Annotated in this window: 17 protein-coding genes; 8 read left to right on the forward strand and 9 right to left on the reverse strand. The window is 72.3% G+C overall.

The window, feature by feature from the left end:
- Window positions 1–94 precede the first annotated feature (94 nt).
- Complete coding sequence (locus QSK37_RS20990) at window positions 95–1,084, reverse strand: aldo/keto reductase (RefSeq protein ID WP_285576161.1); 990 nt, start codon at window positions 1,082–1,084, stop codon at window positions 95–97.
- A 106-nt stretch (window positions 1,085–1,190) separates the two neighbouring features.
- On the opposite strand from QSK37_RS20990, the gene QSK37_RS20995 reads away from it, so the two are divergent.
- On the forward strand, window positions 1,191–1,844 hold the full coding sequence (locus QSK37_RS20995; protein WP_285623660.1) for a TetR/AcrR family transcriptional regulator: 654 nt from the start codon (window positions 1,191–1,193) through the stop codon (window positions 1,842–1,844).
- Window positions 1,832–2,149 (forward strand): DUF6204 family protein, encoded by a 318-nt coding sequence (locus QSK37_RS21000; RefSeq protein ID WP_285623662.1) that lies wholly within the window; start codon window positions 1,832–1,834, stop codon window positions 2,147–2,149. Before QSK37_RS20995 ends, QSK37_RS21000 begins: the two co-directional genes overlap by 13 nt.
- A 28-nt stretch (window positions 2,150–2,177) precedes the next feature.
- Here QSK37_RS21000 and QSK37_RS51470 read toward each other — a convergent pair whose 3' ends face one another.
- Window positions 2,178–3,092, reverse strand: coding sequence for a GNAT family N-acetyltransferase (locus QSK37_RS51470; RefSeq protein WP_349497978.1), 915 nt, complete (start codon window positions 3,090–3,092; stop codon window positions 2,178–2,180).
- A 115-nt stretch (window positions 3,093–3,207) separates the two neighbouring features.
- On the opposite strand from QSK37_RS51470, the gene QSK37_RS21015 reads away from it, so the two are divergent.
- Window positions 3,208–3,798, forward strand: coding sequence for a dienelactone hydrolase family protein (locus QSK37_RS21015; protein WP_285623664.1), 591 nt, complete (start codon window positions 3,208–3,210; stop codon window positions 3,796–3,798).
- Between the two features lie 16 nt (window positions 3,799–3,814).
- Here the strand turns inward: QSK37_RS21015 and ligD are convergent, their stop codons facing one another.
- Window positions 3,815–4,771, reverse strand: a complete 957-nt coding sequence (gene ligD, locus QSK37_RS21020) for a non-homologous end-joining DNA ligase (protein WP_285623667.1) — start codon at window positions 4,769–4,771, stop codon at window positions 3,815–3,817.
- A gap of 133 nt (window positions 4,772–4,904) precedes the next feature.
- Window positions 4,905–5,378, reverse strand: coding sequence for an RrF2 family transcriptional regulator (locus QSK37_RS21025; RefSeq protein WP_285623669.1), 474 nt, complete (start codon window positions 5,376–5,378; stop codon window positions 4,905–4,907).
- An 85-nt stretch (window positions 5,379–5,463) separates the two neighbouring features.
- Here QSK37_RS21025 and QSK37_RS21030 point away from each other — a divergent pair, with 85 nt between their 5' ends.
- On the forward strand, window positions 5,464–6,204 hold the full coding sequence (locus tag QSK37_RS21030) for an SDR family oxidoreductase (protein ID WP_285623671.1): 741 nt from the start codon (window positions 5,464–5,466) through the stop codon (window positions 6,202–6,204).
- Between the two features lie 230 nt (window positions 6,205–6,434).
- Here QSK37_RS21030 and QSK37_RS21035 read toward each other — a convergent pair whose 3' ends face one another.
- Window positions 6,435–7,193: a DeoR/GlpR family DNA-binding transcription regulator gene (locus tag QSK37_RS21035; RefSeq protein ID WP_285623674.1), complete on the reverse strand. Its 759-nt coding sequence runs from the start codon at window positions 7,191–7,193 to the stop codon at window positions 6,435–6,437.
- Between the two features lie 73 nt (window positions 7,194–7,266).
- Here QSK37_RS21035 and QSK37_RS21040 point away from each other — a divergent pair, with 73 nt between their 5' ends.
- Both QSK37_RS21040 and QSK37_RS21045 read left to right on the forward strand, forming a co-directional pair.
- Entirely contained in the window at window positions 7,267–8,454 is a 1,188-nt protein-coding gene (locus tag QSK37_RS21040) for an MFS transporter (protein WP_285623677.1), read from the forward strand.
- A gap of 99 nt (window positions 8,455–8,553) precedes the next feature.
- Window positions 8,554–8,847, forward strand: coding sequence for a hypothetical protein (locus QSK37_RS21045; RefSeq protein ID WP_285623680.1), 294 nt, complete (start codon window positions 8,554–8,556; stop codon window positions 8,845–8,847).
- A gap of 25 nt (window positions 8,848–8,872) precedes the next feature.
- Here the strand turns inward: QSK37_RS21045 and QSK37_RS21050 are convergent, their stop codons facing one another.
- Entirely contained in the window at window positions 8,873–9,661 is a 789-nt protein-coding gene (locus QSK37_RS21050; protein ID WP_285623682.1) for a putative protein N(5)-glutamine methyltransferase, read from the reverse strand.
- A gap of 221 nt (window positions 9,662–9,882) precedes the next feature.
- On the opposite strand from QSK37_RS21050, the gene QSK37_RS21055 reads away from it, so the two are divergent.
- Window positions 9,883–10,722: an SAM-dependent methyltransferase gene (locus tag QSK37_RS21055; protein ID WP_285623685.1), complete on the forward strand. Its 840-nt coding sequence runs from the start codon at window positions 9,883–9,885 to the stop codon at window positions 10,720–10,722.
- A 60-nt stretch (window positions 10,723–10,782) separates the two neighbouring features.
- Here QSK37_RS21055 and QSK37_RS21060 read toward each other — a convergent pair whose 3' ends face one another.
- On the reverse strand, window positions 10,783–12,816 hold the full coding sequence (locus QSK37_RS21060; RefSeq protein ID WP_285623688.1) for a phosphocholine-specific phospholipase C: 2,034 nt from the start codon (window positions 12,814–12,816) through the stop codon (window positions 10,783–10,785).
- 137 nt (window positions 12,817–12,953) lie between these two features.
- On the opposite strand from QSK37_RS21060, the gene QSK37_RS21065 reads away from it, so the two are divergent.
- Complete coding sequence (locus QSK37_RS21065) at window positions 12,954–13,970, forward strand: class I mannose-6-phosphate isomerase (protein ID WP_285623690.1); 1,017 nt, start codon at window positions 12,954–12,956, stop codon at window positions 13,968–13,970.
- A 7-nt stretch (window positions 13,971–13,977) separates the two neighbouring features.
- On the opposite strand, the gene QSK37_RS21070 is transcribed toward QSK37_RS21065, so the two are convergent.
- Window positions 13,978–15,543 carry a glycosyltransferase family 39 protein gene (locus QSK37_RS21070; protein ID WP_285623692.1) on the reverse strand — a complete coding sequence of 522 codons (1,566 nt, stop codon included), beginning with the start codon at window positions 15,541–15,543 and terminating at the stop codon, window positions 13,978–13,980.
- Window positions 15,543–18,203 (reverse strand): methyltransferase domain-containing protein, encoded by a 2,661-nt coding sequence (locus QSK37_RS21075; protein WP_285623693.1) that lies wholly within the window; start codon window positions 18,201–18,203, stop codon window positions 15,543–15,545. The genes QSK37_RS21070 and QSK37_RS21075 overlap by 1 nt, the downstream gene beginning before the upstream one ends.
- Window positions 18,204–18,345 lie beyond the last annotated feature (142 nt).

The following is an 18,345-nucleotide window of genomic DNA, read 5'->3' on the forward strand; positions in this document are numbered from 1 at the left end:
GCCCCACGCCCGGACGACGCCTCGCCACGTCGGCCGGGATCCGGTCGGCCATCCACCGCTCGCTACGGACGAGGGCTTCGGCCCTCGCCCTCTCTCACCAGGCGAACGCCTCCGGAGAGGGGCCGGGGCCGGGGAAGATCTCGTCCACGCCGTCGAGGAACTCCTGCGGCAGTTCCAGCTCCACCGCCCGCAGCGCCGAGTCGAGCTGCTCCCGCGTACGAGGGCCGACGATCGGCCCGGTCACCGCGGGCCGGGTGAGCAGCCACGCGAGAGTGGCCTCTCCGGGCGCTACGTCGTGCTTGTCGCACAGGTCCTCGTACGCCTGAATCCGCGCCCGCTCGTCGGGGTCGGCCAGGGCGTCGGCCGCGCGCCCGGACGTCGAGCGCCGGCCCTCCTGTTCCTTGCGCAGGACGCCGCCGAGCAGCCCGCCATGCAGCGGGGACCAGGGGATCACTCCCAGGCCGTACGCCTCGGCGGCCGGGATGACCTCCATCTCCGCCCGCCGCTCGGCCGGGTTGTACAGACACTGCTCGCTGACGAGCCCGAGCGAGCCGCGCCGCGCCGCCGTCTCGTTCGCCCGGGCGATGTTCCAGCCGGGGAAGTTGGAGGAGCCGACGTAGAGGATCTTGCCCTGCTGGACCAGGACGTCCATCGCCTGCCAGATCTCGTCCCAGGGCGTGTTCCGGTCGATGTGGTGGAACTGGTAGAGGTCGATGCGATCGGTGCCGAGCCGCCGGAGGGAGGCGTCGACGGCCCGGCGGATGTTGACCGCGGAGAGCCGGTCGTGGTTCGGCCAGGCGTCGCCGTCCGCGGCCATGTTCCCGTAGACCTTCGTGGCCAGGACCGTCTTGTCACGCCGGCCGCCGCCCTGGGCGAACCAGGTGCCGATGATCTCCTCGGTGCGTCCCTTGTTCTCGCCCCAGCCGTAGACGTTCGCGGTGTCGAAGAAGTTGACGCCCGCGTCGAGCGCCGCGTCCATGATCGCGTGAGCGTCGGGTTCGTCGGTCAGCGGCCCGAAGTTCATCGTGCCGAGGACCAGCCGGCTCACCTTGAGGCCGGTCCGTCCGAGTTGCGTGTAGTCCATGACCGCCCAGCCAATCAGTTCGAGCGGTCATCGGCACACCCGGGAGGGAGGCGGCCGTGAAAAACTATAGTGCGCTGAAAGTTTGGAGTCGACTATAGTTTTGCTCATGGAAGAGGGGCTGCGAGAGCGGAAGAAGCGTCAGACACGGCAGCGGATCTCCGACGTGGCCACCGGCCTGTTCGTCGAGCGAGGCTTCGAGAACGTCACGATCACCGAGGTCGCCGCCGTGGCGGACGTGTCCGTCAACACCGTCTACAACTACTTCGACGCCAAGGAGGACCTCGTTCTGCCTCCGGACGAGGCGTCACCGCAGCGGCTCGCCGACATCGTGCGGCAGCGGGCACCCGGCGAGTCCGCCGCGCGGGCGGTGCTGGCGCGGCTCCGGGATGAGGTGCGTCGTCGCGACCGCAAGCTGGGGCTGACCGAGGGGTTCGGCCGCGTCTTCCAGATGATGCGGGCCGCGCCCACCCTGCTCGCCCGGCTGGACGAGCTGGGCCGGCAGATGACCGAGGCCCTCGCCGCCGTGCTCGCCGCGGAGACCGGAGCGGCGCCGGACGACCCGCGACCGCGTGTCGTGGCGGCCCAGATCGGCTGGTTCCACGCGCTGGTCTTCGCCGAGATCGGCGAGCGCGTCACCGCCGGGCAGGGCCCCGACGAGATCGCCACGGCGGTGCTCGAACTCCTCGACACCGTCGAGGAACTGCTCGGCGAACGCCTGCTCGCCTACGCCGTACGAGAGGACCGGCCGTGTTCAGAGTGACGATTCGCGGCACGTTCGGCGAACTGAACGACGCCGATGTGCTCACCGACGGCGACGCCTTCGCGGCCGCCTTCACCGAGGCGGGCACCTTCACCGGTGACCGCGGCCTCTCGGCGTTCACCTTCCGTTGCCAGGTGCCGGCCGGTCCCGAGGACGGCGAGACGGAGGCCACCGAGCGGGCCGTCGCGGCGCTGGACGCGTACGGATACCCCTACCGGATCCTCCGGGTGGCGGTGACCGACATGCGCGACATCAAGATCCGCCGGAAGGGCCGGCGGCGTTACGAGGAGAGGGACGAGGCGTGACCCCGGTCGGCGATCAGGGCCGCCCGCCTCAGGGGAGCGGCAGCTCCCGCTGGAAGATGACGCGGTCGACGGCGGGGCCGTCGTAGTCGGCGACCGGGCCGGTGGCCGTGAAGCCCATCGCCGTGTGGAAGGCGATGGACCGCTGGTTCACGGGGGACGTGATCGCCTTGACCTTCGTACGGCCCTCGGCCGCGGCGAGGTCGAAGAACCGCTGGTAGAGGTCCCGGGCCAGCCCGCCACGACGAGCGCGCGGCGCGACGCCGACGAAGTGGATGTAGGCCGACTCGGGCAGCGAGGGAGACAGCAGTCCGATGAGGAACCCGGCCAGCCCGTCGCCGTCTTCGGCCACCAGGCTGGTGCGGTGGAAGTGGTCCAGGAACAGCCGGGGCAGGCTCGCACTGACCGGCCGGCCCCACCAGTCGTCCACCACCCCGACGATGCGATCGTAGTCGTCAGGTTCCGCGGGTCGCGGACGCGGGCTCTCGCTCATGACCGGGATCATTCCAGAGGCCGCTCGCGGACGGCGGGACGGTCGGGGGGTCGCCTGCCCGAGCGCCAGCAGGTTCCCCTCGCTGTCGCGGAAGAACGCGCCGCGCTCGCCGCTTCCCTTGCTGGGGTAGTTGCCGGGGACGGTCACGATGTCGCCCTCGACGTTGAAGTGGGGGACATCGACCGCCTCGAACCGCAGTCCGCGCGCCCGTAGCTCGGCGACGACCCGGTCGAGATCGTCCACCTCGAAGCCGATCTGCGTTGAGGTGCCCGAGGCGGAGCCGGACGAGAGGAAGAGGTGGAACTCGGTCGTCCCGCACACGTAGCGGAGACCGCCCTCGCGCTCCTCGACAGCCTCAAGGCCGAGGCGGTCACGGTAGAACCGCCGCGCTCGGTCGAGATCCTGGACGGGGAGCTTGGTGATGGCATGTGCGGTGTCGAGCGGCCCGGCCATGGCCTGCTCCATTCACAGTAGGCACCGATGAGTGACGGTGAAGATCATCTCGCATCGGCGGTGCGGCGGGGTGTAGAACGTTCCGATGAATATTGGTGCGGGGGGACGCCTCACGGTGGTCCTCTTCCATTCGATGTTCGGGCTGCGGCCGGTGGAGCTGAGCGCGGCTGAGCGCCTGCGCGCCGCCGGTCACCACGTCGTCACACCCGACCTCTTCGCCGGCGAGGTCGCGGGCGACGTGCCGGCCCTGGAGGACGGGTTCGCGCTCATGGAGCGGATCGGCTGGGAGACGATCACGGCGCGCGCTCGCGCCGCCGTCCGGGACCTGCCTCCCAGTGCGGTGCTCGGCGGGTTCTCGATGGGAGTGGGCGTGGTGGGCACCCTCTGGCCGGACAGGCCCACGGCGGCCGGCGCGTTCCTTCTCCACGCGACCACCTCCGTACCCCCGGGCATCCCCGCCGGCACGCCTGTCGAGGCTCACGTCGCCGACGGCGACCGGTTCGCCCCGCCCGACCAGATGGCCGCCCTCCGGGCCAGTGCGGAACACGCCGGGGCCGAGCTCTCGGTGCACACCTATCCCGGCGCCGGTCACTTCTACACCGACCCGAGTCTGCCCGACCACGACCCCGTCGCCGCCGACCGCACTTGGCGACACGTGGACGGACTGCTCGAGAAGGCGCGCCGCCGCGTGTCAGATCTCGCTTAGCGACCGCGTACTCCCCTCACGTTTCCCGGGTGACCTGCTCTGGTTGCTTGTCCGGGCGGAGGCCGCGCCAGCTGGGATGCCGTAGGTGGCCGTCGCCGGTCCACTCGGTGAAGGCGACCTCGCCGACGAGTTCGGGTTCGGTCCAGTGCGCGGTACGGGCCACCGGACCCGGCACGGTGGTGTCGAAGGGGCTGTCGGGGTGCTCCAGCGGATGCAGGCGATCGGCGAGCTCGTGGAGGTTCGTCTCGGTGAAGCCGGTGCCGACGTTGCCGACGTACCTGAGGCCGTGGTCGTCGTAGACGCCGAGGATCAAGGATCCGATCATGTCGGCCCGGCGGCCTTCGCCGGGTGTCCAGCCGGCCACGACGACCTCCTGGTGGCGGACGTTCTTGACCTTGATCCAGGGGCCCCGGCGGCCGGGCAGGTAGCGGGAGGTCAGGGGCTTGGCGACGACCCCTTCCAGGCCCTGCTCGATGCTGGCGGCCAGGACGGCCTCGCCGCCTCCCTGCCACCACGGCGGTGTGAAGACCGGGTCGGTGTTGAGGTCGAGCTCCTCCAGCGCCCGGCGGCGGGTCGTGTAGGGCTCGGCCAGGAGCGACCGGTCGCCGTGGTGGAGCAGGTCGAAGACGTAGTAGGCGACCGGTGTGGAGCGGACCAGCCGGTCGGTCGGTCGTTGGACGTGCATCCGGGACTGCAGCAGGCCGAAGTCGGGACGCCCGTCGCGCAGCGCGACGATCTCGCCGTCCAGCACCACCGGCTCGTGGACCATCCCCGTGAGCGCCCGGAGCTCGGGGTAGGACCGGGCCATGTCCTTGTCGTTGCGGGAGATCAGCTCCAGCCCGTCCGTGCGTACGTAGGCGACGGCGCGTACTCCGTCCCACTTCAGCTCGAACGCCCAGTTGTCGTCGTCGTGGGGGAGCGCGGGCCGGAGCGCGGCCATCATCGCCGGTATGCGCCTTGGTAGTTCGCTCATGATCAGACCTCTGAACTGGACCACTACCCAGTTCGCGGGCGCTCCACCGACGTTTTCGCGGAAGGATGCGCGTTCCTCCGAGCGTGACGGTGGTGATCATGCAGCCACGTAGTCGATGGCCTCGCTGCTGAGGCTATGTGGCGCCTGCCATGCGCCGGCGGGTGCGTTCGGGGGCGGACGGGGGCAGGGTGGCGAGGACGTCGGCGAGCGAGGTCGCGGCGAGGCTGCGCCGCCAGGCCTCATGCGCGTCCGCCATCTTCTCGGCGAGGACGCAGGTGTTCCGGCACTCCTCGGGAGACAGCGCCCCGCGTCCCTGTTGGCGGATCTCCCGGCACTCGTACGGCGAGGCGGCGCCGTCGACCGCCTCGACGATGTCCAGAAGCGTGATCTCGGAGGCGGGGCGGGCCAGCCGGAACCCGCCTCGGGGGCCCGTCGTCGCCGCCAGCGCGCCGCTCCTGACCAGCGCCTGGAGTTGCTTGGCCAGATAGGCCGCCGGCAGGTCGTAGTACTGCGCGAGCTGGGCCGCCGACGCGGTGGTGCCCGGGTCGAGCTGGGCCAGCGTCGTGGCGCAGTGCAGAAGCCATTCGGTGCTCACGGGCAACTTCATGATCCTGAGCTTATCGGAGATATTGCGGATCTTTTTAGTCCGAGATAGCGTCAGGTCTCGGACTGAGAGACGAGGAGAGATCATCATGCGAATCGCCGTCGCCGGTGCGACCGGCAACATCGGAGCGCTCACCGTCGCCGCGCTCCAGCGGGCCGGCCACGACGTCGTCCGCGTCAGCCGCTCACTCGGCGTCGACCTGGTGACCGGTACGGGCCTCGACGCGGCCCTGGCCGGTGTCGAGGCCGTCGTCGACGCGACGAACGCCACGTCGGCCGACCCTGAGGCGACGGTGGACTTCTTCCGCACCGCCACGCGGAACCTGCTCGCCGCCGAGGAACGCGCCGGGGCCCGCCACCACGTGCTGCTGTCGATCGCCGGGATCCACCGGGTCGAGGGCAACGCGCACTACGCCGGCAAGCGAGAGCAGGAGCGCCTGGTCGCCGCGGGTCCGGTGCCGTGGACGATCGTCCCGGCCACACAGTTCCACGACTTCGCCGCGACGGTGGCGAGCTGGACCGAGCGGGACGGCGTGGCCACGATCGCGCCGCTGCTCATCCAGCCGGTCGCGCCCGAGGACGTCGCCGCCATCCTCGCCGAGGTCGCCACCGGCACGCCGCAGGGGCGCCATCCCGACGTCGCGGGACCCGAGCCGCAGGACCTGGTGGACATGGCCCGGCGCACCCACCAGGCGCGCGGCCGCACGGTGAAGCTCGTGCCGACGTGGACGGGCCTGTTCGGCCCGGACATGGCCGGCAACGCGCTCCTGCCCGGCGAGGACGCCCACATCGCCCCGACCACCTTCGACGAGTGGCTCGCGACCCGCTGAAGAGGCCGGCACGGCCGGATCCGGGGCCCGGCGACGCCCGTCTCGGTGCCCTGCCGGCCGGTACGAGCCCACGTGCGGTGACGGGTGGTGCCCGCCCGGGGAGGCCGTCCCCGGCGGTACGGCGAGACGTGAGCGTTGGCGCCGTACTCGGGGCTACCTCCTGCGGTGCCCTGGGGCCCGCACGGGCCCGCGTGCGGCGGTGGCCGTCGCGGTGCTGTCCTCGGCCGGGGTCAGGCTCGGTGTACGACGGTGCCGGCCGCGGTCAGGCGGGCGGTCTCCTCGTCCGGGGCCGCGGTGTCGGTGACGACCGCGTGCAGGGCGGAGACCGGGGCGACGTGGGCCAGGGCGGTACGGGTCAGCTTGGCGGCCTCGGTCACCGCGATGACACGGCGGGACGAGGCGATCGCGGCGCGCTTGACCGCGGCGTCGTCGAGGTCGTAGGCGGTCAGGCCGTTGGCGGCGTTCAGGCCGCAGCAGCCGATGACCGCCGTGTCGAAGCGCAGGGCGGCCAGTGACGCCTCGGTCAGCGGTCCGGCCAGCGCCAGCTCGGCCGGCCGGGGCCGGCCGCCGGGCACCAGCAGCGTCACCTCGGGGGCGCCGCTCAGGACGTTGACCGCGTGCAGGGACAGTGGCATCACGGTCACGCGCCGTCCTTCGAGGGCCCGCGCCACCTCCAGGCAGGTGGTTCCGCTGTCCAGGACGACGGACTCGCCGTCGGCGATGAGCGCGGCGGCCTCGGCGGCGATGCGCCGCTTGGCCTCCAGGCCCTCCTGGGACCGCAGCGCGAAGGGCGGCCCCTCGCCGCGCAGCACCAGGCTTCGCGCCCCGCCGCGGTACCGCTGGAGCACGCCCTGGGCGGCCAGGACCTCCAGGTCGCGCCGGATGGTCATCTCCGAGGCGCCGGTGAGCCGGGCCAGCTCCGCGACGCCGACGCTGCCCGCCTCGCAGACGGCCTCGGTGATCTGTCTCAGTCGGTCCGTACCGGTCATGACACCCATTGAACACAGTCAGCGCGCGAAAAACAGGCTTACGAACAAAAAAGTTGTTCGTTATGTTCGCAGCATGGAGAGATCGCTGCGAGCCGGCCGGCTGGCCACGTTCGCCTACTTCGTCCTGAACGGCTTCCTGATGGGCGTGTGGGTGGTCCACATCCCCAGCGTCGAGCACCGGGTGGGCGTCGACCACGCCGTGCTCGGCTGGCTCCTGCTGGTGCTCGGCGCGGGGGCCTTCGCCGGGATGCAGGTCTCCGGCCCGCTCACCGACCGTTTCGGGGCCCGTGCGGTCGTACCGCTGAGCGCCTGCCTCGCCGCCGCGTCCGTGGTCCTGCCCGGCCTGGCGACGAATGCCGGGACGCTCGCCGCGGCGCTGGTCGTGTACGGCTTCGGCACCGGCGCCATGGACGTCTCCATGAACGCGCACGCCGTCCAGGTCGAGCGCGAGTACCCGCGGCCCGTCATGTCCGCCTTCCACGCCGCCTACTCGATCGGCGGCGTCTTCGCCTCGCTCGTCGGCGCCCGCACGCTGAGCTGGGGCTGGAGCCCGGCGGCGTCGCTCGGCGCGGTCGCCGTCCTCGGCCTGGCCGTCACCGCGCTCGCGGCCCCGGCGCTGCTGCGGGCCGAACCCCGCGCCCCGGAGACGGCCGCGCCCGCACGGCCGCGGCGCCGGACGCCGCGGCACATCTGGGCGCTGGCCGCGCTCGCCCTGATGATCATGTTGTGTGAGGGCGTCGCGAACGACTGGAGCGTGCTGCACCTGCGGAACGTGCTGGACGCGCCCGCCTCCACGGCCGCGTTCGCGTACGGCGCCTTCTCCGCGGCCATGACCGCGGGCCGCCTGGTCGCCGACCGGGTGACCGCGCGCATCGGCCCGGCGGCCGTGCTCCGCCGTGGCGCGGCCGTGGCCGCGCTCGGCCTGACCGTCGCGGCGCTCTCGCCCTGGGTCTCGCTGGCCCTGGCGGGCTGGGCGGTGTTCGGGGCCGGGCTGTCCGGCTGCGTCCCCCAGCTCTTCAGCGCCGCCGGCCACGCCGATCAGGACGCCGCCGCCACCAACGTCTCCCGCGTCGCCGGGCTCGGCTACCTCGGCATGCTCGCCGGCCCGGCGGTCATCGGGCCGCTGACGCGCCTCGTGCCGCTCAACGTCACGTTCTTCCTGCCCGTGGCGTTCTGCGTCACCGCCGCCGTCACGGCCGGCGTCCTGCGCCCCCGGCACGAGCCCGCCCCGCACCGCGAGGCCGAGACGGTGAATCCGTGACCGCGCGGTACCCGGATCGTCGGCGGGCGTGCGCTGGGACCGGCCGAGCCGCCGCGCCACGTGGCACGCGTGTACGTACCGGGTTCCTGGCGCAAGCCTTTGAGTCCGTTCTTCATCGCGAGCATCACCCGGGCGCTCGCGCCGGCGGATCCCGAACCTGAGCGGTGCCACCGCGAGCCGGTCGGCGAGGTCCAGGTCGTCGGCGTGCCGGAGGGCGGATACGGGGTGTTCGGCCGGGTCGTCGGAGAGACGGCGCTCATCGACCCGGTGTGCGGCATGGTCGCCCGCGACATGGTGGCCACCCTGGAACACGACGGCACGACCCACGGGTTCTGCAGCCTCGGGTGCCGCCGCCACTTCGCCGGCGAACCGGCCGAGGAGGCGGCCCGCTGACGCCCGTCCGGGCCGCGTGAGGTGTTCAGGACGGGCGGGTGCCGGTGACGACGGTGGCGTGCTCCTCCTCCGAGGTGACCACGCGGGGGAGCAGCCCGGCGTCGTGGAAGGCCGCGGCCGCGAGCGGCGCCTGGCGTTCGCTCGTCTCCACCAGCAGGTGGCCGCCGGGGATGAGCCAGGCGGGCGCCTCGGCCGCCGCGCGCCGTACGAGGTCGAGGCCGTCGGCGCCGCCGTCGAGGGCGACCCGCGCCTCGTGCTCGCGTGCCTCCGCGGGCAGCAGCGCCACCTCCCCGGTGGGCACGTACGGGACGTTCGCGGCCAGGACGCCGACGCGCCCTCGCAGCTCGGCGGGCAGCGGCTCGTACAGGTCGCCCTCGTGGACGTGGCCCGTGCCCGCGAGGTTGCGCCGGGCGCAGCGCACCGCGGCCGGATCGACGTCGGCGGCGTGCAGTTCGACCGGTGCCAGCTCCGTCGCCAGCGCGAGGCCCACCGCGCCCGAGCCGCAGCACAGGTCCACCACGACGAGCGGCCGGGACACCTCGCTCGCCAGCGCGACGGCCCGGCGGACGAGGAACTCGGTGCGGCGGCGGGGCACGAAGACCCCGGCGTCGACGGCGACGCGCAGGCCGCAGAACTCCGCCCAGCCGAGTACGTGCTCGAGCGGCAGCCCGGAGGCCCGGCGTTCCACCATGGCGGTGAGGTGATCCGGCGTGCGGGCGGCGGAGACGAGCAGCCGCGCCTCGTCCTCGGCGAAGACGCAGCCGGCGGCGCGCAGCCTGGTGACGACGGAGGCGGGGGACAGGGGTGAGGTCATGAGAACGCCTTTCGATGCTGAGGGCGCCCTCGTGTCACCTATCCGAGGCGAGTCGACGAAGAAGAGAGCGCCCGGCCTGTGATGGCGGTAATGGGGCTCACCTCCTCGGTCGCCGGAGACCGCAACATTACCGGACCCGGTCGTGGAGCGGCACGAGCCGGCTCCGGCGACTAGGCTGGCGCAATTCATGATCTTTACGACATTTCGGAGGAGGGCGTGTGGTGACGGGTGTCGGGGACGGCGGGGGGACGACTCCTGCCGAAGGGCGAGTGCCACAGGGGGTCGACATCACCCGGCCGAGCATCGCCCGGGTCTATGACTACCTCCTCGGCGGAAAGGACAACTTCACCCCGGACCGCGAGGTCGGCGACAGGATCAAGAAGGCCCTGCCCGAGGTCCACCTGGGCGTGCGCGCCCAGCGGATGGTGCTGGGCCGGGCGATCCGCTACATGGTCGGCGAGGCCGGCATCCGCCAGTTGGTCGACATCGGCTCCGGGCTGCCCACCGCCGGGAACGTGCACGAGGTCGCCCGGAGCATCGCCCCGGAGACCCGCGTGATCTACGTCGACAACGACCCGATCGTGCTGGCGCACGCCCGCGCGCTGCTGGCCGGCAGCTCCGGCGTGGCCGTGGTCGACCGGGATCTGCGCGAGCCCGAGCGGCTGCTGGAGGCGCCCGAGGTGCGCGTCGAGATCGACTTCGACCGGCCCGTCGGGCTGCTGCTCTGCGGCATCGTCCACTACGTCAGCGACGAGGAGGACCCGGCCGGCCTCATCGCCCGCCTGATCGCCGCGCTCCCGTCCGGCAGCCACGTGTTCCTCCACCACCTGGTCGAGGCCGGCACGCCCGGTGAGAAGGCCGCCGAGACCGCGATGCGCCAGGGCATCGGCCGTGGCTTCTTCCGCACCCCCGACCAGGTCCGCGGGTTCCTCCACGGCCTTGAGCTGGTCGAGCCGGGGCTGGTGCGCGTCCCCGACTGGCGCCCCAACGGCACCGAGGACTCCGCGGAGGAACACCCCGTGCTGCGGCTCGCCGTCGCCGCCGTCGGCCGCAAGCCCTGAGACCAAGCCCTGAGACGACGGCACCGCCCCGCGACCGGGACGGTGCCGCTCACCGATGCCTCAGCGCGCGCCGAGGGCCGGGTCGCTCGTGCTGGGGCGGCCCGTCTCCACGTGACCGGCCAGGCGGCGCAGGAACGTCCGGTCCTGGTCGGAGGTGACCGTCAGGTCGTACCAGCCGTGGCTGACGCGTGTCCGCGCGTCGTGCGTCGCGCTGCCGCCGGGGCGGATCCGGTACTCCGACGCGTGCCCGCCGGCGTCCTCGACCGTCAGCCGGACGATCGTGTTCCCGCCGTTCGTCAGCACGAGCCGCACCCGCTCGCCCGCGCCGTCGTGGCGCGCGGACACCTCCGGGCCCGCCGTGCCGGGTCCGCGCAGCCGTCGCAGGAACCCGTTCGGGCCGTGCACGGTGACGTCGTACGCGCCCGGCGCCCACTCGCCGGACAGCCGCCGGCCGGCCCCGGCGGTGAAGGTCCACGGCCCGTCCGCGTGCGTCGCCGACGTCACGTGGAAGCTCGCTCCGGTCGCGCCGCGGCTGGCGAAGTCGATCCGCAGGCCGCCGGAGACGACGCGGCCGTCGGCGGCCAGGTCGTACGGCAGCGGCCGGGCGGGACGCAGGCCGGGCTCCTGTCTCGGCAGCGCCGGCTTCGCCGGGAGCTTGGGCACGTAGTCGTCGTGCCGGTCGCGGTCCGGCGGCGTGTAGCGGCTGGTGTCGGGTAGCCGGGGCACCCGCGTGGCGGTACGCCCGAAGTCGAACGCCGAGGTCAGGTCGCCGCACACCGCACGCCGCCAGGGCGAGATGTTCGGCTCGCGCACACCGAAGCGCCGCTCCATGAACCGGATGATCGACGTGTGGTCGAACACCTCCGAGTCGACCCAGCCGCCCTTGCTCCACGGCGACACGACGAACATCGGCACCCGCTGGCCCAGGCCGTACGGCCCGGCGGCGTCGCCGCCTCCGGCCGGCGGTTCGTACCGCTCCCCGGTGAGGTCCACGGTCGAGCGGGCCGGGTCCGCGGGGGCGTACGGGGGCACGACGTGGTCGAAGAAGCCGTCGTTCTCGTCGTAGCAGATGAACAGCGCGGTCCGGCTCCACACCTCGGGGTCGGTGGTCAGCGTGTCGAGGATCCGCGACAGGTACCAGGCGCCGTAGTTGGCCGGCCAGTTCGGGTGCTCGGTGAACGCCTCGGGCGCGACGATCCAGGAGATCTGCGGGAGCCTCCCGTTCGTCACGTCGGCCTTGAGGATCTCGAAGAGGTCCTGGCCGCCCTTGGCGTTCGTGCCGGTGCGGGCCTTGTCGTACAGCGGGTCGCCCGGCTTCGCGCCGCGGTACTGGTCGAAGTAGAGCAGCGAGTTGTCGCCGTAGTTGCCGATGTAGGCGTCCTGGGTCCAGCCCCACGAGCCCGCGGCGTCGAGGCCGTCGCCGGCGTCCTGGTAGATCTTCCAGGAGATCCCGGCCTGTTCGAGCCGCTCGGGATAGGTCGTCCAGGAGTAGCCCAGCTCGTCGTTGCCCAGGACCGGTCCGCCGCCCCTGCCGTCGTTGCCGGTGTAGCCGCTCCACATGTAGTAGCGGTTCGGGTCGGTCGGCCCGAGCAGCGAGCAGTGGTAGGCGTCGCAGATCGTGAACGCGTCCGCCAGCGCGTAGTGGAACGGGATGTCCTCGCGCGTGAAGTACGCCATCGTCGTGGCGGTCTTGGCCGGGATCCACCGGTCGTAGCGGCCCTGGTTCAGCGCGGCGTGCCCGCCGTTCCAGCTGTGGTCCAGGTCCTGCAGGAACACCATGCCGAGGTCGTCGACCTCGGGGCGGAAGGGCAGCACGTCGCGCGTCCCGTCGGACTGGTACCAGACCGGCCTGCCGCTCGGCAGGGTCACCGGGTGCGGGTCGCCGAAGCCGCGTACGCCGCGGAGCGTGCCGAAGTAGTGGTCGAAGGAGCGGTTCTCCTGCATGAGGACGACGATGTGCTCGACGTCGCGCAGCGTGCCGGTACGGCGGTTCGCGGGGATCTCGGCGGCGCGGGCGATGCTGGTGGAGAGCGCGGACGCCGCGGCGGTGCCGCCCGCCAGTCGCATGAATCTTCGCCGGTTGATGCCGGTCATGGCAGCCTGCCTCAGAAATCGACTCGGTGGGGCGTGTCAGTGCTCTCAGGTGCCCGGCAACGACGCGCGGCAGCCGGGGAAACGGGCGGGAAAGGCTGGACCAACCTTGATCGTGAGGGCATAGGAGGATGGGACCCGTGCGACCTATCACGCTTTCTGGCAACATGCCGCGTTCGTTCTACCGGGGCGCCGGGCGCATCGACCGCTTCCGCGGCGACCCGCCGAAGGCCGACCCGTACCACCCGGAGGACTGGATCGGGTCGGTCACCGCGCGCGCCGGCGCGGCGCCCGCCGGCCTGAGCACGCTGCCGGACGGGCGATCCCTCGCCGAGGCGATCGCCGCGGACCCCGAGCGGTGGCTCGGCCCGGAGCACGTCGCCGCGCACGGGGCCGATCCGGCGATCCTGGTCAAGCTCCTCGACGCGGGCGAGCGGCTGCCGCTGCACGTCCACCCGGACCGCGCGTTCGCGCGCACGCACCTGGCCTCGCCGTACGGCAAGACGGAGGCGTGGATCATCGTCGACGCGGCGCCGGACGCCGCCGTCCACCTCGGGTTCGCGCGGGACGTGGCCCCGGAGGAACTCGCGGGCTGGGTCGGTGGGCAGCGGGTGGCCGAGATGCTGGCCGCGACGAACCGCGTCCCCGTACGGCCCGGCGACGCCGTCGTCTGCCCGGCGGGCGTGCCGCACGCGATCGGCGAGGGCATCCTGCTCGTCGAGGTCCAGGAGCCGACCGACTTCTCGCTCCTGCTGGAGTGGGAGGGCTACGACATCGAGCCCGAGGCGGGTCACCTCGGGCTCGGGTTCGACCAGGCGCTGGGCTGCGTCGACCGCGCCTCCTGGGACACCGGCCGGATCGAGGACCTGCGCCGGACCCGCCGCGCCGGCCGCGGCGTGCGCCCCGGCGTCGACCGGCTGTTCCCCGAGGCCGCGGACGCCTTCTTCGCCGCCGAGCGCCTGCGGCCCGACCCGGTCGGCGTGCTGGACCCGGCCTTCTCGGTCGTCGTGGTCGTCGAGGGCGCGGGCACGCTGGAGTCCGCGCACGCCGAACCGGTCGACGTGCGCGCCGGTCACACGCTGCTGGTCCCGTACGCCTCCGGCGAGTGCGTGCTGCGCGGCGAGGTCACCGCGATCCGCTGCCGCCCGCCGGTGTGACCGCGCCTCAGGCCACCTGCCACACGTGCAGGAGGCGGTCGTGGCTGGTCATGACCGGCCGCCAGGCCGGCGGCACCGTCGGCAGGACGGCGCGCGCGGCGTCGCCGCAGCGCGGGCAGGCGTCGCTGCCGACGCTGTAGACGACCACGTAGTCGCCCGACGGCGGCCGGGCCGAGGCGGTCATCGGACGCATGTGCCCGCGCCAGACCCGGTGCCCCGTCGAGGTCACGAAGTAGATCGGCAGGATCCGGAAGAGCTTGGCGTCCACCCACACCGTCCGCGCCTGCGATCGGGCCAGCCAGGAGCGGAACTCCGGCAGCGCGTCCGAGCGGACCCGGTCCGACCCGGCCCAGCCCGGCATGCCGGGCCGGCCGACGACGGCGAACGCGGCCGTGGCCACCGCGACGCACGAGACGACCGCGCCGGCCGCGAGCGCACCCCGCCGGCCGGCCGGCCGCAGCGCGCGGACGGCGACCCACAGCGCGGCGACGCCGCCCAGCACGAATGCCGGGAAGATCGGATACCAGTAGCGCAGCAGTTGCAGCCGCAGCTTCGGGTGCGCGGGGTTCAGCACCCCGCCCTCCAGCGTGAGCGGCACCCACAGCAGCATCAGCCACAGCGCGAACACCCCCACCCGGCGTTCGGGCAGCGTCGAGGTGCGGCGCACCAGGCGGACGACGACGTACATCCCGGCGGCGAGCGTCAGCGCGAGCAGCAGCAGCATTCCGGGCGCCTCGGCCAGGTGGCCGAGCTGCTGGGGGAGCCGCCACAGGTACACCCACAGCGGCAGGTTGTGGAACGTCCTGGCGACCTCCGGGCGCGAGGGCAGGTCGCCGAGGCCCGACCCCGCGTGCAACCGGGCGAGCGGGTCGCCGTACAGGTGGGCGTTGAGCGCGGTCTCGCCGATCCCGGTGAGGGCCACCGGCACGAGCCCCCACAGCCACTCCCACCGCCCGATCCGCCGCCACAGCAGCGCGGGCACCAGCGGCCAGACGAACACGATGAATTCGCGCGTGAGGTAGCTCCACCCCATCAGCGCGCCGATGACGACGAGCCAGAGCCGCCGCCACGGCAGCAGTCCCTCGCGCACCGCGATCGTCAGTGCCACGGCCGCCGTGAACAGCGCCGTCGCGGGCAGGTCCGGCAGCAGCTCGGTGCCCGCCACGACGACGATCCCCACGCAGCCGAGCACGCCCGCCGAGAGGACGCCGACGAGACGCCCGAACAGCATGCAGCCGATCGCGTACACCGAGGCGAACAGCAGCAGCGCCGCCGCCACGGGGAACGCGTGGTAGGTCACTTCGGAGTACCCGAACACCTTCATGACCAGCGCCGTCGGCCCGGTCAGGCCGATGCGCAGGTACTGGTGGTCGAAGATCGGGTCCTTCGGCCGGGACGGGAACGACCGGGCCGCGTCCATGTAGCGGCTGTGGTCGACCGGCTGCGGCACGGACAGGTCGCACAGCAGCAGCACGGCGTAGAGCAGCGTCAGGACGGCGCCGAGGACGACCGCGGGACGCCACGAGGACGTCCCGCGCCGCTCGGTGACCGGCTCGGAGGCGGTGTCGAGCATCAGAACAGCACGTTCTCCCCGGCCGGACCGTGGAACGCCACGCGGCCGTGCCGCATCAGCTCCGCGTCGCTCACCTTCCAGGTGTGCGCCTCACGGTCGCCGCGCACGGACACGAAGTTGAAGCGGTCACCGGAGTAGATCCCGACATCCTCGGCCTGCGCACGCCGCAACAGGTCGCTGTCGACCGCGCGCGGCAGGTCGGAGAAGCGCAGCTTCCGCATCGCGTCGCCGTCGGCCAGGATCGTGCCGCCCTGGATGAGTTCGGCCTCGGTGTGCTCCAGGTGCGGGAAGCGCAGCAGCGTGACGCCGTGCGTGCGCATCTCGCAGTAGTGCGCGCCCTTCCCGACCAGGCCCGCCGTCGTGTAGTCGAAGGCGTACGCCAGGTCGCTCAGGTAGTGACGTCCGTAGAGGTTGTCGTCGTCCATCTTGGCCAGGTACGCGCCGTCGGCGGCGTCGATGCCGAGATTGAGGATCGCGCCGAGCGTCAGCGAGGAGTCGGCGGACAGGACGACTACGTTCTCCAGCCCGGCGGCCCGCGCCCGCGCCTCCACGCCGTCCGCCGGGATGCCGTGCAGCACGAGGACGAGCTGGAGCGGCCGGTGGTCCTGCGCGGCGACCTGGGCGATGGCGTGGTCGATCTGGTCGGGCCGGTTGGTCGGCAGGATCACCGAGATGGAGCGTTCGCGGCGGGGCGCGGACACCCCGGCGGCGGTCAGCACGGTCTCGGCCCGGTGGCCGTACAGGTGCTTGGCGAAGACCTCCCGCATGGCCAGGTGACCGACGCGGTCGCGCAGGTCGGCGTCCTTCATCAGCTCGACCAGCGCCTCGGTGGTCTGCCGGGGCGCGGAGGAGAGCCGTACGAGGTCGCCGAAGACGTTCTCCAGCGCGCGGGAGTGCCCCGACACGACCGGCGTGGCGCACGCGGACAGCTCGAACACCCGGCGGGCGCACATCGTCGGCGACTCGGTCACCGAGTTGACGTTCAGGAAGATCTTGTACGCCTTGTAGGCCGCGAGCATCCGCTCGTACGGGAGCGAGCCGACGATGTGGTCGGCGTACTGCGGCGGGAACGCGAAGTCCGGGTCGTCGGAGATCCGGCTGTAGATGTGCAGGTCGAACTCGCGCGCCGGACCGAGGATCGTGTCCATCTGCGCGGCACGCTCGGGGTACTTCTTCGCGTGGTACGTCCCGGCGAACGCGACCTCGTGCTTGCGCCCGCCCGGCACCGCGACCGGGTTGTGGATGCGCGGCTGGGCGCCGAACGGCAGCAGCGCGACGCGGTCGTGACCGACGGCCTCCACGTAGCGCGGGATGCAGTCGGCGTCCACGGTGAACACGTGGTCGAACAGCTTGGCCGTCTCGATGAAACGGTCGAAGTTCGGCGGGTCCTCCTTGTTCCAGAAGACCGTCGGGATGCCCTGCTCCCCGCACCAGGCGACCAGGTCGCGCACCGGCTGTTTGGGCGCGCCGGCCGCGCTCATCATCGTGGCCCACCGGCCGTTGTTGCCGTGCCAGGCCGACTCGGCGAACAGCATCGACGGACGTTCGCGTTCGAGCACCTCCCGCCAGTCGTCCGGGCCGAAGGTGATCTGCTCCCACTCGTACCGGAAGGCGCCGGTGGAGAACACGTCGAGGATGACCGCGACCTTGATGTCGCGCGCCACCGGCCCGTCCGGGACGGCCACCTCGGGGATGTTGATCGCCGAGTAGTGGCCCGACAGGTCCGGTGAGCCCGCCGTCGTCTCCGGCTTGGGCTCGTCCAGGCGCGGCGCGGCCTTCAGGGCGGTGGCGACGCTCCTGGGCAGTTTCAGCGCCTGCGAGGGACGCTTGGCGCTCCACAGCGCCTCGCCGAGCCGCCACCACTTGCGCGACTTGGCCGACTTCAGCTGCCAGGTGACGTACTCGGTGCGGTAGGACTGGTGCGCCAGACGCGCCTCGAGGTTCTTCATCCGCGCGTTGACCTGCTCGTACCGCGCGATGGCGATGTCGTAGCGGCGCATCCGCTCCTTCTCGTCCTGCACCGCCTCCTGGATCGCGACCAGCGCCCGCTCCATGAGGGGCTGGGACTCGACGATCAGCCGGTCCGGGTCGGCCATCGCCCCCGGCCGCGAGACCGTCCGCAGGTACCGGTCGACGATGTCGAGGTCCTCGACGGTGAAGTGCGGCGCGAGCAGGCGCACCAGAGAGGCCACGTAGAACGTGGCGTAGTGGTCGTGGTGGCGGCTCAGCCCGAACGGCGTGGTGAGCACGAGCCGGCCCCGCGGCCGCAGCACGCGGGCCGCCTCGGCGAGCAGGGGGGAGGCGTCGGGGGAGTGTTCGACGATCTCGCCCATGATGACGGTGTCGAATGACGCGTCGGGAAATTCGAGTGCGTTTCCGTCGGCGAGCCGGAAGTCGAGCCTCGCCTGGACGTCCTCGGGTTCGCCGTCGCGTTCCGCCTTCGCGTATTCGACGCGGTCGGCCTGGATGTCCACCCCGATGACGGTCAGCCCCCGCCGGGCGCACAGAATCGAGGCGATGCCCTGCGAACAACCGATGTCCAGGACGTCTCCGGTGGCCTGCCCGACGAGCCAGTCGATACGATCACGAGCGACCTGCTGGGTGCTTTCGGCCCAGATCTCGCCCTTGTAGACCTCGGAGATGCGATCGGAATTAGCCATTGAGCCTCTTGTCGTCGGATGTGGCCCAGCGACGCTAGCCGTGTTCGGCGAACGGACGGTGTCCAGCAGGAGACGCCGGAGTATCGACGGGGAAGAAGGTGGGCACATGGACGTCATCAGGGTGGGCGTACCGGTGATCGCA

This window comes from Actinoallomurus iriomotensis (assembly GCF_030269445.1).
GTDB lineage: Bacteria > Actinomycetota > Actinomycetes > Streptosporangiales > Streptosporangiaceae > Actinoallomurus > Actinoallomurus iriomotensis.